The organism is Streptomyces spiramyceticus, from assembly GCF_028807635.1.
GTDB classification, from domain to species: Bacteria; Actinomycetota; Actinomycetes; order Streptomycetales; family Streptomycetaceae; genus Streptomyces; species Streptomyces spiramyceticus.
The window spans coordinates 2,911,386-2,923,143 of sequence record NZ_JARBAX010000001.1 but is presented as its reverse complement, the minus strand read 5'-3'; the positions used below and the strand labels follow the sequence as shown (position 1 = coordinate 2,923,143).

Below are 11,758 nucleotides of genomic sequence, written 5' to 3'. Positions count from 1 at the left end.
TTCAGCCCAATGACACGAACTGACATGCCAACGACGTTCGACGAGCGCGCCTCGTTGACCACCTTCCTCGACTACGTCAGGGACACCGCTCGCGCGAAGTGCGACGGCGTATCGGCGGAAGACGCGCGCAAGGCGCCGCTCCCGGGGTCGCCGCTGATGACCCTGTGCGGGCTGATCAATCACCTCCGCTGGGTCGAGTACTACTGGTTCCAGGTGGCGTTCCTCGGGGAAGAGGACCAGGGGCCGTGGACGGACGAGGATCCCGACCGCGAGATGCGGATCGCCGTCGACATCCCGCTGGCGGAACTTCTGGCGGAGTACGAGGCGCAGAGCGCCCGTTACCGGGAGCTGGTCGCCGCCACCGAACTCGATGCGAAGGCCAAGACCCCGTCGCGCAACGGCACGCACGTCAATCTGCGCTGGGTCATCCTGCACCTGATCGAGGAGACGGCCCGGCACAACGGCCATCTCGACATGCTGCGGGAGCTGGCCGACGGTCGGACCGGCGTCTAGGAGGCCACGCACTAGCGAGCTTGGGCCCTCACAAAAGGACATGGAACGCATCAGTGACCAAACCGCACGATGGAGCCGGGCACCCGTCTACCCCAACATGTGGGCCGACCCGGACGACGACCCCCTCAGCTACGCCCGATCCGGTGGCGTAGGACACTATTGCAAGCGTTCGCTTGCAATAGTTAGCACCGATGGCGCACCATCGAGGTATGGCATCACTCAACGTCGGCAACCTCGGCGAGTACCTGCGCGAGCAGCGGCGCAGTGCGCAGCTGTCGCTGCGGCAGCTCGCCGAAGCCGCCGGGGTGTCCAATCCGTACCTGAGTCAGATCGAGCGCGGCCTGCGCAAGCCGAGCGCGGACATCCTGCAGCAGCTTGCGAAGGCGCTGCGGATCTCCGCCGAGACGCTGTACGTCCAGGCCGGGATCCTTGACGAGCGGGAGCGCGAGGAGCTGGAGACGCGTGCGGTCATCCTCGCCGACCCCTCGATAAACGAGCGGCAGAAGCAGGTGCTGCTGCAGATCTACGACTCGTTCCGGAAGGAAAACGGAACGGATCCCGCCGGTAGTGATGCCCCCTCACCCTCGAACGAGAACTGAGATCCGGGAGGACCACAGTCATGGCCATCACCGATGACCTGCGTAAGACCCTCACCGACCCGACTCCCCTCTACTTCGCGGCCGGCACCGCGGACCTCGCCGTCCAGCAGGCCAAGAAGGTGCCCGCGCTGATCGGGCAGCTGCGCGCCGAGGCTCCGGCCCGTATCGAAGCCGTGCGCAACACCGACCCCAAGGCCGTCCAGGAGAAGGTGGCCAGCCAGGCCAAGGAGGCGCAGGCCACCGTCCAGGCGAAGGTCAGCGAGGTGCTCGGCACCCTGGACACCGACCTGAAGAAGATGGGCGAGCAGGCCCAGCACCTGGCACTGCGGAGCGTGGGCGTGGCCGCCGAGTACGCGGTCAAGGCGCGTGAGACGTACGAGAAGGTCGCCGAGCACGGCGAGCAGAGCGTGAAGGCGTGGCGCGGCGAGGCCGCCGAGGAGCTCACCGAGATCGCGGTCGCCGTCGAGCCCGACACCGAGCCCAAGGCGGAGTCGGAGGCCAAGGCGGAGGAGCCCAAGGCCGCCGAGTCCAAGGCCGCTCCGGCCAAGAAGGCGCCCGCGCGCAAGCCGGCGGCGAAGAAGACCACGCCGCCCGCCGACAAGTAGGCAGGCAGAGTTAGCTCTGCGGCGCGGGCCGGGCACCATTATGGGTGTCCGGCTCGTTGTCCAGGTACCTTGGCCGCGAGGCGCTCATCCACTTTTTAGGCGGTGCACAGCATGTTGCTCTCGGGATTCGGCAATCTGGTGTCGTTGCTCTACCTCGCCATGCTCGTCCTCGCCGTGGTGGCGCTGTTCTTCGCCGTGACGGCCCGTGAGGACGCGTACCGAGCCGCCGACAAGCAGACCAAGGTCTTCTGGCTGGTCCTCCTCGGCGTCACGGTGGCCGTGAACCTGTTCGTTCCGATGCTGTTCCTGCAGATCGCGGGGCTGGTCGCGACGATCGTGTTCATGGTCGACGTACGGCCCGCGATCAAGCAGGTCTCGGGCGGCGGCGGCCGCGGCGGACGCCGGGGCGGCAGCAGCAGCGACGGCCCCTACGGGCCGTACAACGGCGGGCGCTGAGCGCTCAAAGCCTCAGGCCCCGGAGGACCTCAGGCCCCGGAGGGCCTCAGGTCCTGGCGGGCCTCAGGTCCTCTCTGCGGTCGAGGAGCAGGAGCGCCACGTCGTCCGTCAGCTCACCGCCGTTCAGGTCCCGCGCCTCGTTGACCGCGGCCTCCAGGAGCGCCTCGCCGCTGAGACCGGCCGCCAGCTGGCGGTTGATCATTTCGACCATTCCGTCCTGACCGAGCCGCTGCTTCGCCTCCGGCGGGCCGACGCGTCCCTCTATCAGGCCGTCCGTGTACATCATCAGGCTCCAGGAGCCCCCCAGCTCGACCTGGCGGCGCGACCAGCGGGCACGCGGCAACAGGCCGAGCGCGGGGCCCCCGTCGTCGTACGGGAGCAGCTGCGCCGGCCGGCCTTGGCGGGCTATCAGCGGTGACGGGTGGCCGGCCAGGCACATGCCGGCCCGCCGTCCGTCCGGCGCGATGTCGACCGTGCAGAGCGTCGCGAAGATCTCGTCGTTCTCCCGCTCGTGCTCCAGGACCTGCTGCAGCGTGGAGAGCAGCTCGTCGCCGCACAGGCCCGCGAAGGTCAATGCCCGCCAGGCGATGCGCAGTTCGACACCGAGCGCCGCCTCGTCCGGGCCGTGGCCGCAGACGTCGCCGATCATCGCGTGGACCGTGCCGTCGGACGTACGGACCGTGTCGTAGAAGTCGCCGCCGAGCAGCGCGCGCGAGCGCCCCGGCCGGTAGCGGGAGGCGAAGCGCAGGTTCGAGCCTTCGAGCAGCGGGGTCGGCAGCAGGCCGCGCTCCAGGCGGGCGTTCTCCTGGGCACGCAGCCGCGACTCGGCCAGCTTGTGCTGCGCGGTGTCGGCGCGCTTGCGCTCGACCGCGTACCGGATGGCGCGGCTGAGCTGGCGCCCGTCGAGCTCGTCGCGGAACAGGTAGTCCTGCGCGCCGACGCGCACCGCGTCAGCGGCACGCTCGGCGTCGGTCTCGGCGGTCAGCGCCAGCACGGCGTGACCCGGCGCGAGCCGCAGTACGTGCCGCAGCGTGGCCAGCTCGTCGCCCTCGTCGGAGCCGGACGGGGTCGGGAGGGACAGGTCCAGGAGGATGCAGTGGACGTCGTCCGTGAGCAGCCGCTCGGCCTCGGTGAGGTTGCGGGCGGTGCGGATCCGTACCCGGGTCCCGGCGGCGTCGAGCAGCGAGGGCACGGTGAACGTCCCCGCCGGGTCGTCCTCGATCACCAGCAGGGTGAGGTCGTGCTTGTTCGCGGACACGGCAGAGACGGCGGACATGGCGGGCGCGGTGGGCGCCGTGGCCTCTCTGCCGTCCAGGGCGCTCCCGGTTTGCTGCTTCGGCAGGACGGCCTGACCGTTCTCCACGGCCGGACTCTGTCGCTGCCGCGGTACGGGTACGGGCATCGGTTCGGTTTCCTTCCCTCCCCCCGAGGGCGCGGCGACACATCGATCGACGCGCCGCCAAACGGGGACCTTAGCGTTACCGGGCGCCGCAACGGAATGGCGATCTGAAAGCCGCCGCAGTCATATGCCGCGTCCCGCAACGCATCCGGAGGGGTTGGGGCGGAACGGCCCCATGACGAACATCACGCCCGGAGCGCCCGTCCAGGACGCCCCGCGTGATCCCCGTTACTCCCGTTTCTCCCTTTTGCCCACCGGCTTATTCGCCCGGCTTCACCTGTCCGATTTCACCGGCGCGATTCACCTGTCCGGCCGTACGACGCCGAGGATCGGCATCGAGCCCGCCCCCGCGATCGTCACGTCCCGGCCCGGACGCGGGGCGTGCACCATCGCTCCGTCGCCCACGTACATCCCGATGTGGCTCGCGTCGTCGAAGTACACGATCAGGTCGCCGGGGCGCATGTCCTTCACGTCGACGCGCGGCAGCCGCTTCCACTGCTCCTGCGACGTGCGCGGTATGCCGCGCCCGGCCGCCAGCCACGCCTGCGACGTCAGGCCGGAGCAGTCGAAGGACCCCGGACCCTCCGCACCCCACACGTACGGCTTGCCGATCTGCGCCGTCGCGTACGCCACGGCGGTCTTCCCGGCGTCCGACGCCTCGCCGCCGATGCCCCTGAGCGCGCCGGAGTCGAGCCAGGCGGTCTGCGCTTTGTACGCCGCGTCCTGCTCCATCTTGAGGAGCCGCTCGCGCTCCTCCTTCTCCAGCGTGGCTTCGAGCTTCTCGGCGGCGGAGATCTGCTTCTTGATCTCCTTCTTCGCCGCTTCCTTCTTCTTGCGGCCGGCCTCCAGCTGCTCCCACTGGGAGGCCGCGTCCTTGGTGTAGGCCTCCAAGTCGGCCTGCGTGCGGGCCAGTTCGCCAAGGAGCCCCTTGGCCGCCTGCTGGCCCTCGCGGATCCGGCCCGCCCCGTCCAGGAAGTGGCTGGGGTCGCCGCTGAGCATCATCTGGGCCTCGGGCGGCAGGCCGCCGTTGCGGTACTGCGCGCGCGCCTCGGCGCCCACCCGCTTCTTCAGCCCGTCGATCCGCTTCTGGCCCTTGACGATCTCCTTGGCCAGTTTCACGATCTCGGCCGACTGCTTGTCGGCCCGCTCCTCGGCGAGGTTGTACGCGTCCGTGGCGGCCCCTGCCTTGCGGTAGAGGGCGTCGATCTCGCCGCGTACTTCCTGGAGGCTCTGCTCGCTTCTCGGAGGCTTGGCCGGCTTCGGGTCGGCGAACGCCTGCCCAGGTGCCGCCAGCACGGTCAAGGCGCAGACCAGCGCGATTGCGGCAGCTGCGCTGCTACGTCGGTTCACGATCTCCCCCCGGGTCCCAAATCCCACATCACATCCTGCATCCCGAATGTGATTTACCGTCAGTAACTTGGCTGGCAATGCCGTGATGCTGCCACGCCGCCCGTAAAAGCGACAGAGGCCCCCGCCCACAGGTTTCTGACGAACAGGCAGCAGTCCGCGTTCCCCGTTCCGGGTGACCTTTCGAGTGATCCGATCCGGGTTTCAGGCGGTGCGGGGCTGGAGAGATGCCCAGTTCACCGTGACTTCGCCCTGCCGCCACCGGCGCTCCCCGTCCGCCAGCGGCCAGTCTGCCGAGAGGTCACGCACGGCCTTGATCCAGCGCTGCCGGGCGCCCAGCGAGGCGTACGGAGCTGCCGCCGCCCATGCCCGGTCGAAGTCCCGGAGGAAGGCGTGCACCGGCTCGCCAGGCACATTGCGGTGAATCAGCGCCTTGGGCAGGCGCTCCGCCAGATCGGACGGGCGGTCCAGCGACCCCAGCCGGGTCGCGAAGGTGACCGTGCGCGGTCCCGCAGGGCCGAGCGCGACCCACACGTGCCGCCGCCCGATCTCGTCGCACGTCCCCTCGACCAGCAGGCCGCCGGGTGCCAGCCGCGCGCACAGCCGCGCCCAGACGGCGGCGACCTCCCCCTCGTCGTACTGCCGCAGGACGTTCGCCGCACGGATCAGGGCGGGCCTGCGGCCGTCGGGCAGGGGCACCTCGAAGCCGCCGTGCCGGAACGTGAGGCCGTCGCGCTCGTACGGCCTCGCGGCGGCCACCCGGGCCGGCTCGATCTCGATGCCCACGACCTCGGTGGCGGGCGCGGCGGTGCGCAGGCGGCCGAGCAGCTCGACGGCGGTCCAGGGCGCGGCCCCGTAGCCGAGGTCGACCGCGACCGGCGCCGCGGCGTGGCGGCGCAGCTCGGGCCCGTGGACGGCCGCTATCCAGCGGTCCATGCGGCGCAGGCGGTTGGGGTTGGTCGTCCCGCGGGTCACGGCGCCGACGGGGCGCGACGGGGAAATGCGGGAGGCCATGAAGCGAGGGTAAGCGCCCGTGTGGTCGCGCCCTGCCGCGTATCGCCGCCTCCTGCTCCGCCTTCTGCCGCGTAAAGGGTTGAGGCAGCTGAAGTAATGATTTGGCAAAACGGAAATGGGAAGGGGGCATTCCGCTGTTTGGCCTGTTCGGAGGGGAACCAAGCGCGGGAACCTGCGTCGCCTCCGTGCCATGCCCCGAGTGCGAGGAGGACCGCCGACGTGAGCCAGTACGTCTCCCGACTCGCCGGCACACTGGCGACCCCGCACCGCCTCCGGCTCCCCGGCGGCCACCACCGCAAACCGCGCCGGGTCGCCATGCTCAGCGTCCACACCTCCCCGCTGCACCAGCCCGGGACGGGCGACGCGGGCGGCATGAACGTCTACATCGTCGAGCTCGCCAAGCGCCTCGCCGCCATCAACATCGAGGTCGAGATCTTCACCCGGGCGACGACGGGCGGCCTGCCGCCGAGCGTCGAGCTCGCGCCGGGCGTCCTGGTCCGCCACATCGACGCCGGCCCCTACGAAGGCCTCGCCAAGGAGGAGCTGCCCGCCCAGCTCTGCGCCTTCACCCACGGCGTGATGCAGGCATGGGCAGGCCAGCGCCCCGGCTACTACGACCTCGTCCACTCCCACTACTGGCTCTCCGGTCACGTCGGCTGGCTCGCCGCCGAACGCTGGGGCGTTCCCCTCGTCCACGCCATGCACACCATGGCCAAGGTCAAGAACGCGGCCCTCGCGGACGGGGACACCCCCGAGCCCGCCGCACGCGTCATCGGCGAGACGCAGATCGTACGGGCGGCCGACCGGCTCATCGCCAACACGGCCGAGGAGGCCGACGAGCTGGTCCGCCACTACGAGGCCGACCCGGGCGGGGTCGCCGTCGTACACCCGGGAGTCAATCTGGAACGCTTCCGGCCGGCCGACGGCCGGGCAGCGGCCCGCGAGCGCCTCGGGCTGCCGCAGGACGCGCTGATTCCGCTCTTCGCGGGCCGCATCCAGCCGCTGAAAGCCCCCGACATCCTGCTGCGCGCGGTCGCCCTGCTCCTCGACGAGGACCCGTCGCTGCGCTCCAGAATCGTCGTGCCGGTGGTGGGCGGCCCCAGCGGCAGCGGCCTCGCCAAGCCCGAGGGCCTCCAGAAACTCGCCGCACGCCTCGGCGTCGCCGACGTCGTACGCTTCCGCCCGCCCGTGGGCCAGGACCGCCTCGCGGACTGGTTCCGCGCGGCGTCGGTGCTGGTCATGCCCTCGTACAGCGAATCCTTCGGCCTCGTCGCGATAGAGGCGGAAGCCTCCGGTACGCCGGTGGTCGCGGCGGCGGTGGGCGGCCTTCCGGTCGCCGTACGGGACGGTTCGACGGGCTTCCTGGTCGAGGGCCACGACCCGGCCGGATACGCCCGGGCCCTGCGCCGCTTCATCGACGACCCCGGCCTGGTGAACCGCATGGGCGCGGCGGCCGCCCGCCACGCGCAGTCCTTCGGCTGGGACACGGCGGCGTCCGGCACGGCCGACGTGTACACGGCCGCGATGCACGAACATCGCCGTCGCGTACGCTCGCACCATGGCTGACGCACTCCCGCCGATCACGCAGATCACCGAGACGCTAGAGCAGACGCTGAAGGACGCGGAGCTGGAGTGGGAGAGCCCGGAACCCGGCTCGTACGTCGTAAAGCTCCCCGGCACGCGCAAACTGTCCACGACGTGCTCCCTGCGCCTGGGCCGCCATTCCCTGTCGATCAACGCCTTCGTGATCCGCCACCCGGACGAGAACGACGCGGCCGTCCACCGCTGGCTGCTGGAACGCAACCTGCGCCTCTACGGCGTGAGTTACGCGATCGACAGCCTCGGCGACATCTACCTCGCGGGCAAGCTGCCCCTCGCCGCCGTGACCCCGGAGGAGCTGGACCGCCTGCTGGGCTCGGTCCTGGAAGCCGCGGACGGCAGCTTCAACACCCTGCTGGAACTGGGCTTCGCGAGCGCGATCCGCAGGGAGTACGCGTGGCGGGTGTCGCGCGGCGAGTCGACGAGAAACCTGGCGGCGTTCACCCACCTGACGGAACGCCCGACCGACTGACCACCCCCTTTGCCTGTGGGCATGTGTCGAGGCGGAACCGGCCCTCGCGGGGCGGTTCCGGTGTGAATGCTGCGGCCTCGCTGGGCATGCGGACCACTTCGCGGGCATCAATATCGCCGACCGCGGCGTAGATGCCTGGGCAGCTGTCAACTCGTCGCACGCTACGGGAAACCCGGAAGCCATTCGGGACCACGAGAGCAAACCCGGTCCTCACGGCCGCCGTCGCGCGGCGAAGCTCCGGGAACCGTCCGTGCGCTCATCACGGCACGGACAGGCCCGATCCTTCAGGACCAGGTAGTTGACCCACTGGAACGTCACCGTCACCAACGCCCGCACCGGGCTCGTCAAAATCGACCGGATCGCCCCGTACAGCGCGACCGTCGGCATCAGCGAGGTGCAGCGCGCCCTTACGCGCTGACTTCCTTCGAGGCGACGGGATTCGAGGCGACGGGAGGGGAGGGGGACGGAACAAGGGCCTCCCTCTCCCCCTCCCACTCCTCCTCCGGCAGGCTCCGCATCAGCAGCCAGTACCCCAGCGCCGCCCCCGTCCCCAGCACCGCGCACACGCCCCACAGCCAGTCCGCCCCCAAGCGGTCGATGACGAAGCCCGACATCAGCGGGGCGACCAGCGCCGCCGCCGACCAGGACAGGGTGTACATCCCCTGGTAGCGGCCCCGTCCGTGCACCGGCGAAAGCCGCACGACGAGCCCGGTCTGGGTCGGTGCGTTCACGATCTCGGCCAGCGTCCATACGCACACCGTCAGCGCGTACACCGCGATCGACCCTGCGAAGGCGGTGAGCCCGAAGCCGTACCCCGCCACCACGGCCGAGATGATCAACAGCTTCCGCGGATCCCGATGCTCTATGAAACGCGTCACGGGGATCTGCAGCACCACGATGAGCACGCCATTGACCGCGATCGCCAAGCCGAAGTCCGCCGCCGAGAATCCCGCCTCGCCCATTGCCACCGGCAGCCCCACATGAGCCTGCATAAAGATCAGCGCGATCAGGAACGACAGACCCACGACGCCCATGAAGCGCCGGTCGCGCAGCACCGTCCCGAGCCCGACCTCCGGCTCGGCCTTCGCCCCCGCCGAGGTATCCCGTACGGGCCGCGTTTCCGCCACCTTGACGAAGACGAGCACCGCACACGCCAGGGTCAGCGCCGCCTCGCCGAGGAAGCCCGCGAGATAGCTGTACTCGGCGATGAAGCCCGCGGCGGCCGAGGAGATGGCGAACCCGAGATTGATCGCCCAGTAGTTCAGCGAAAACGCCCTCACCCGGTCCTCGGGCTTCACGATGTCCGCCATCATCGCCTGCACGGCGGGCCGTGACGCATTACTCGCCATACCCACCAGGAAGGCGACCGCGGCGATCGCCATCGGATCGGTCATGAAGCCGAGCAGCGCCACCGACAGCGCGGTCGAGACCTGCGCGATCATCAGGGTCGGCCGACGCCCCAGCCGGTCGGTCATCACCCCCGCGCCGATCGAGGAGACGACCCCGCCGAGCCCGTGGAGGGCCGCCACGAGACCGGCGTACGAGGCCGAATACCCCCGCTCCACGGTCAGGTACAGCGCCAGAAAAGTAGCGACAAACGCACCAATCCGGTTGATCAGGGACGAAGTCCACAGCCACCAGAACTCGCGAGGCAGACCCGAGACGCTCTCTCGTGCGGCCCGTCTGAGACTGGCGACAGACATGGCGGTTCCCCCGGGTTTGTAAGTGGCGTGTCAGGCATCCGCAAGTTACCCACCGCCACTTCTCGCCCGCCAGTCAATTGACGGCAACCGTCAAGCGTCGACCGCCCACAAGAGGTCGATTAGGCTCGTCCGCATGGCCGAAGCACCGTACAAGCTGATCCTCCTCCGCCACGGCGAGAGCGAATGGAACGCGAAGAACCTGTTCACCGGATGGGTGGACGTCAACCTCACCGAGAAGGGCGAGAAGGAGGCGGTGCGCGGCGGTGAGCTGCTCAAGGACGCCGGCCTGCTGCCCGACGTACTGCACACCTCGCTCCAGAAGCGCGCCATCCGCACCGCCCAGCTCTCGCTGGAGGCCGCGGACCGCCACTGGATCCCCGTCCACCGCTCCTGGCGCCTGAACGAGCGCCACTACGGCGCGCTCCAGGGCAAGGACAAGGCGCAGACCCTCGCCGAGTTCGGCGAGGAGCAGTTCATGCTGTGGCGCCGTTCGTACGACACCCCGCCGCCGGTCCTTGAGGACGGCACGGAGTTCTCGCAGAGCGACGACCCCCGCTACGCGACGATCCCGAGCGAGCTGCGCCCCCGCACCGAGTGCCTCAAGGACGTCGTCGAGCGCATGCTGCCGTACTGGTACGACGGCATCGTCCCGGACCTGCTGGCCGGCCGCACCGTCCTGGTCGCCGCCCACGGCAACTCCCTGCGCGGCCTGGTGAAGCACCTCGACGGCATCTCCGACGACGCCATCACCGGCCTGAACATCCCGACCGGCATCCCGCTCTACTACGAGCTCGACGCCGACTTCCGCCCGGTCACCCCGGGCGGCAAATACCTCGACCCGGAGGCCGCGAAGGCCGCCATCGAGGCCGTGAAGAACCAGGGCAAGAAGAAGTAGGCACCGCAACGGAAGGGCCCCGTCCGAAAGATTCGGACGGGGCCCTTTTCCGTTTCCGTACGGTCAGCCGCAGCAGCCACCGCATTGGCACGGCGCACCCGACTGGCAGCCGCAGCCGCAGCCCGAGCCACAGCCGCAGGCGCCCAGGATGGGCAGCGTGGGCAGGAGGGCGACTTCGACGTGCGGTTCCTGCTGGGGCGTGGGCGTGGGGGAATCGGCCATGAGGTTCCTCCTCGAAGAGGTACGCGGCGTACTCCTGCTGCCCATTCCATGCCCATTCCAGCGGGCGCATCAACGGCGCACAGGTGCAATGACGCGTTACGCCCCTTGGGTGGGCCGGCCCCTCTCCATGCGTCCCTCGCACTGTTCGGCGCCGGGGCGCCTCTCAGGCTTCGGGGCCGCTGCGCCGGACTCCGTCCGTCGGGCCGTGTGGCTCAGGCCCCTTCGGCCGGTGCCGCAGCCGCCGCCTGGATCTCGTCCGCATACTCACCCGTCACCAGGTACACCACACGCTTCGCGACCGACACCGCGTGGTCGGCGAAGCGCTCGTAGTAGCGGCCGAGCAGCGTGACGTCGACCGCCGTCTCGATGCCGTGCTTCCAGCGGTCGTCCATCAGATGCTGGAACAGCGTGCGGTGGAGCAGGTCCATCTCGTCGTCGTCCTGCTCCAGCTGGAGCGCCAGGTCGACGTCCTTCGTGATGATGACCTCCGCCGCCTTCGCCATCAGGCGCTGCGCGAGCTGGCCCATCTCCAGGATGGTCGCGTGCAGGTCGTTCGGCACTGCCGAGGCCGGGAAGCGCAGCCGGGCGAGCTTCGCCACGTGCTGGGCCAGGTCGCCGGAGCGCTCCAGGTCGGCGCTCATCCGCAGCGACGTGACAACGATCCGCAGATCCGTCGCCACGGGCTGCTGGCGGGCCAGCAGTGCTATCGCTCGGGCCTCCAGGTCGTGCTGCAGGTCGTCGACCTTCTGGTCGCCGGCGATCACGCTCTCGGCGAGCTTGAGGTCTGCGTCGAGCATGGATGTGGTGGCCCGCCCGATCGCCGAACCGACGAGCCGGGCCATCTCGACCAGGCCTTCGCCGATCGAGTCAAGTTCCTCGTGGTACGCGTCGCGCATGAAAGTCCCTCTCTCGTCCTTCTGAGGTCTCTGAACCC

Annotated in this window: 13 protein-coding genes; 7 read left to right on the top strand and 6 right to left on the bottom strand. The window is 69.9% G+C overall.

The genetic code is table 11. From position 1 onward, the window contains the following. Positions 1–9: 9 nt before the first annotated feature. The 4 genes from PXH83_RS13050 (at position 10) to PXH83_RS13035 (ending at position 2,173) form a co-directional block, all read left to right on the top strand. A complete protein-coding gene (locus PXH83_RS13050) occupies positions 10–513 on the top strand; it encodes a DinB family protein (protein WP_274560097.1) in 504 nt (167 codons plus the stop codon). A 209-nt stretch (positions 514–722) separates the two neighbouring features. Further along, a complete protein-coding gene (locus PXH83_RS13045) occupies positions 723–1,112 on the top strand; it encodes a helix-turn-helix domain-containing protein (protein ID WP_214929047.1) in 390 nt (129 codons plus the stop codon). Positions 1,113–1,132: 20 nt separating this feature from the next. Continuing rightward, entirely contained in the window at positions 1,133–1,717 is a 585-nt protein-coding gene (locus tag PXH83_RS13040; protein ID WP_274560096.1) for a hypothetical protein, read from the top strand. A gap of 111 nt (positions 1,718–1,828) precedes the next feature. Continuing rightward, positions 1,829–2,173 (top strand): DUF2516 family protein, encoded by a 345-nt coding sequence (locus PXH83_RS13035; protein ID WP_274560095.1) that lies wholly within the window; start codon positions 1,829–1,831, stop codon positions 2,171–2,173. A gap of 46 nt (positions 2,174–2,219) precedes the next feature. Here the strand turns inward: PXH83_RS13035 and PXH83_RS13030 are convergent, their stop codons facing one another. From PXH83_RS13030 to PXH83_RS13020, 3 genes are all read right to left on the bottom strand, one after another. After that, the gene (locus PXH83_RS13030; RefSeq protein ID WP_274560094.1) at positions 2,220–3,575 is read right to left on the bottom strand and encodes a PP2C family protein-serine/threonine phosphatase; all 1,356 of its coding nucleotides are present in this window, start codon (positions 3,573–3,575) and stop codon (positions 2,220–2,222) included. Positions 3,576–3,872: 297 nt separating this feature from the next. Then, positions 3,873–4,922, bottom strand: a complete 1,050-nt coding sequence (locus PXH83_RS13025; protein WP_274560093.1) for a C40 family peptidase — start codon at positions 4,920–4,922, stop codon at positions 3,873–3,875. A 201-nt stretch (positions 4,923–5,123) separates the two neighbouring features. Further along, positions 5,124–5,933 carry a class I SAM-dependent methyltransferase gene (locus tag PXH83_RS13020; protein ID WP_274560092.1) on the bottom strand — a complete coding sequence of 270 codons (810 nt, stop codon included), beginning with the start codon at positions 5,931–5,933 and terminating at the stop codon, positions 5,124–5,126. Positions 5,934–6,152: 219 nt separating this feature from the next. Between PXH83_RS13020 and mshA the strand changes: the two genes are divergently transcribed. Both mshA and PXH83_RS13010 read left to right on the top strand, forming a co-directional pair. Further along, a complete protein-coding gene (gene mshA, locus PXH83_RS13015) occupies positions 6,153–7,499 on the top strand; it encodes a D-inositol-3-phosphate glycosyltransferase (protein ID WP_274560091.1) in 1,347 nt (448 codons plus the stop codon). Next, positions 7,492–8,004, top strand: coding sequence for a type III secretion system chaperone family protein (locus PXH83_RS13010; RefSeq protein WP_274560090.1), 513 nt, complete (start codon positions 7,492–7,494; stop codon positions 8,002–8,004). The genes mshA and PXH83_RS13010 overlap by 8 nt, the downstream gene beginning before the upstream one ends. A gap of 407 nt (positions 8,005–8,411) precedes the next feature. Here the strand turns inward: PXH83_RS13010 and PXH83_RS13005 are convergent, their stop codons facing one another. Next, a complete protein-coding gene (locus tag PXH83_RS13005; protein WP_274560089.1) occupies positions 8,412–9,707 on the bottom strand; it encodes an MDR family MFS transporter in 1,296 nt (431 codons plus the stop codon). 133 nt (positions 9,708–9,840) lie between these two features. Between PXH83_RS13005 and PXH83_RS13000 the strand changes: the two genes are divergently transcribed. Further along, positions 9,841–10,602 carry a phosphoglyceromutase gene (locus tag PXH83_RS13000; RefSeq protein ID WP_274560088.1) on the top strand — a complete coding sequence of 254 codons (762 nt, stop codon included), beginning with the start codon at positions 9,841–9,843 and terminating at the stop codon, positions 10,600–10,602. 63 nt (positions 10,603–10,665) lie between these two features. Here the strand turns inward: PXH83_RS13000 and PXH83_RS12995 are convergent, their stop codons facing one another. Both PXH83_RS12995 and phoU read right to left on the bottom strand, forming a co-directional pair. Further along, positions 10,666–10,824, bottom strand: a complete 159-nt coding sequence (locus PXH83_RS12995; protein WP_274560087.1) for a hypothetical protein — start codon at positions 10,822–10,824, stop codon at positions 10,666–10,668. A 212-nt stretch (positions 10,825–11,036) separates the two neighbouring features. Continuing rightward, positions 11,037–11,720 (bottom strand): phosphate signaling complex protein PhoU, encoded by a 684-nt coding sequence (gene phoU / locus PXH83_RS12990; RefSeq protein WP_274560086.1) that lies wholly within the window; start codon positions 11,718–11,720, stop codon positions 11,037–11,039. Positions 11,721–11,758 lie beyond the last annotated feature (38 nt).

What these genes read in the sequence shown, in the direction of transcription:
- PXH83_RS13050 (WP_274560097.1), top strand. Translation starts at nt 10, where the DNA reads ATGACACGAACTGACATGCCAACGACGTTCGACGAGCGCGCCTCGTTG.
- PXH83_RS13045 (WP_214929047.1), top strand. Translation starts at nt 723, where the DNA reads ATGGCATCACTCAACGTCGGCAACCTCGGCGAGTACCTGCGCGAGCAG.
- PXH83_RS13040 (WP_274560096.1), top strand. Translation starts at nt 1,133, where the DNA reads ATGGCCATCACCGATGACCTGCGTAAGACCCTCACCGACCCGACTCCC.
- PXH83_RS13035 (WP_274560095.1), top strand. Translation starts at nt 1,829, where the DNA reads ATGTTGCTCTCGGGATTCGGCAATCTGGTGTCGTTGCTCTACCTCGCC.
- PXH83_RS13030 (WP_274560094.1), bottom strand. Translation starts at nt 3,575, where the DNA reads ATGCCCGTACCCGTACCGCGGCAGCGACAGAGTCCGGCCGTGGAGAAC.
- PXH83_RS13020 (WP_274560092.1), bottom strand. Translation starts at nt 5,933, where the DNA reads ATGGCCTCCCGCATTTCCCCGTCGCGCCCCGTCGGCGCCGTGACCCGC.
- PXH83_RS13010 (WP_274560090.1), top strand. Translation starts at nt 7,492, where the DNA reads ATGGCTGACGCACTCCCGCCGATCACGCAGATCACCGAGACGCTAGAG.
- PXH83_RS13005 (WP_274560089.1), bottom strand. Translation starts at nt 9,707, where the DNA reads ATGTCTGTCGCCAGTCTCAGACGGGCCGCACGAGAGAGCGTCTCGGGT.
- PXH83_RS13000 (WP_274560088.1), top strand. Translation starts at nt 9,841, where the DNA reads ATGGCCGAAGCACCGTACAAGCTGATCCTCCTCCGCCACGGCGAGAGC.
- PXH83_RS12995 (WP_274560087.1), bottom strand. Translation starts at nt 10,824, where the DNA reads ATGGCCGATTCCCCCACGCCCACGCCCCAGCAGGAACCGCACGTCGAA.
- phoU (WP_274560086.1), bottom strand. Translation starts at nt 11,720, where the DNA reads ATGCGCGACGCGTACCACGAGGAACTTGACTCGATCGGCGAAGGCCTG.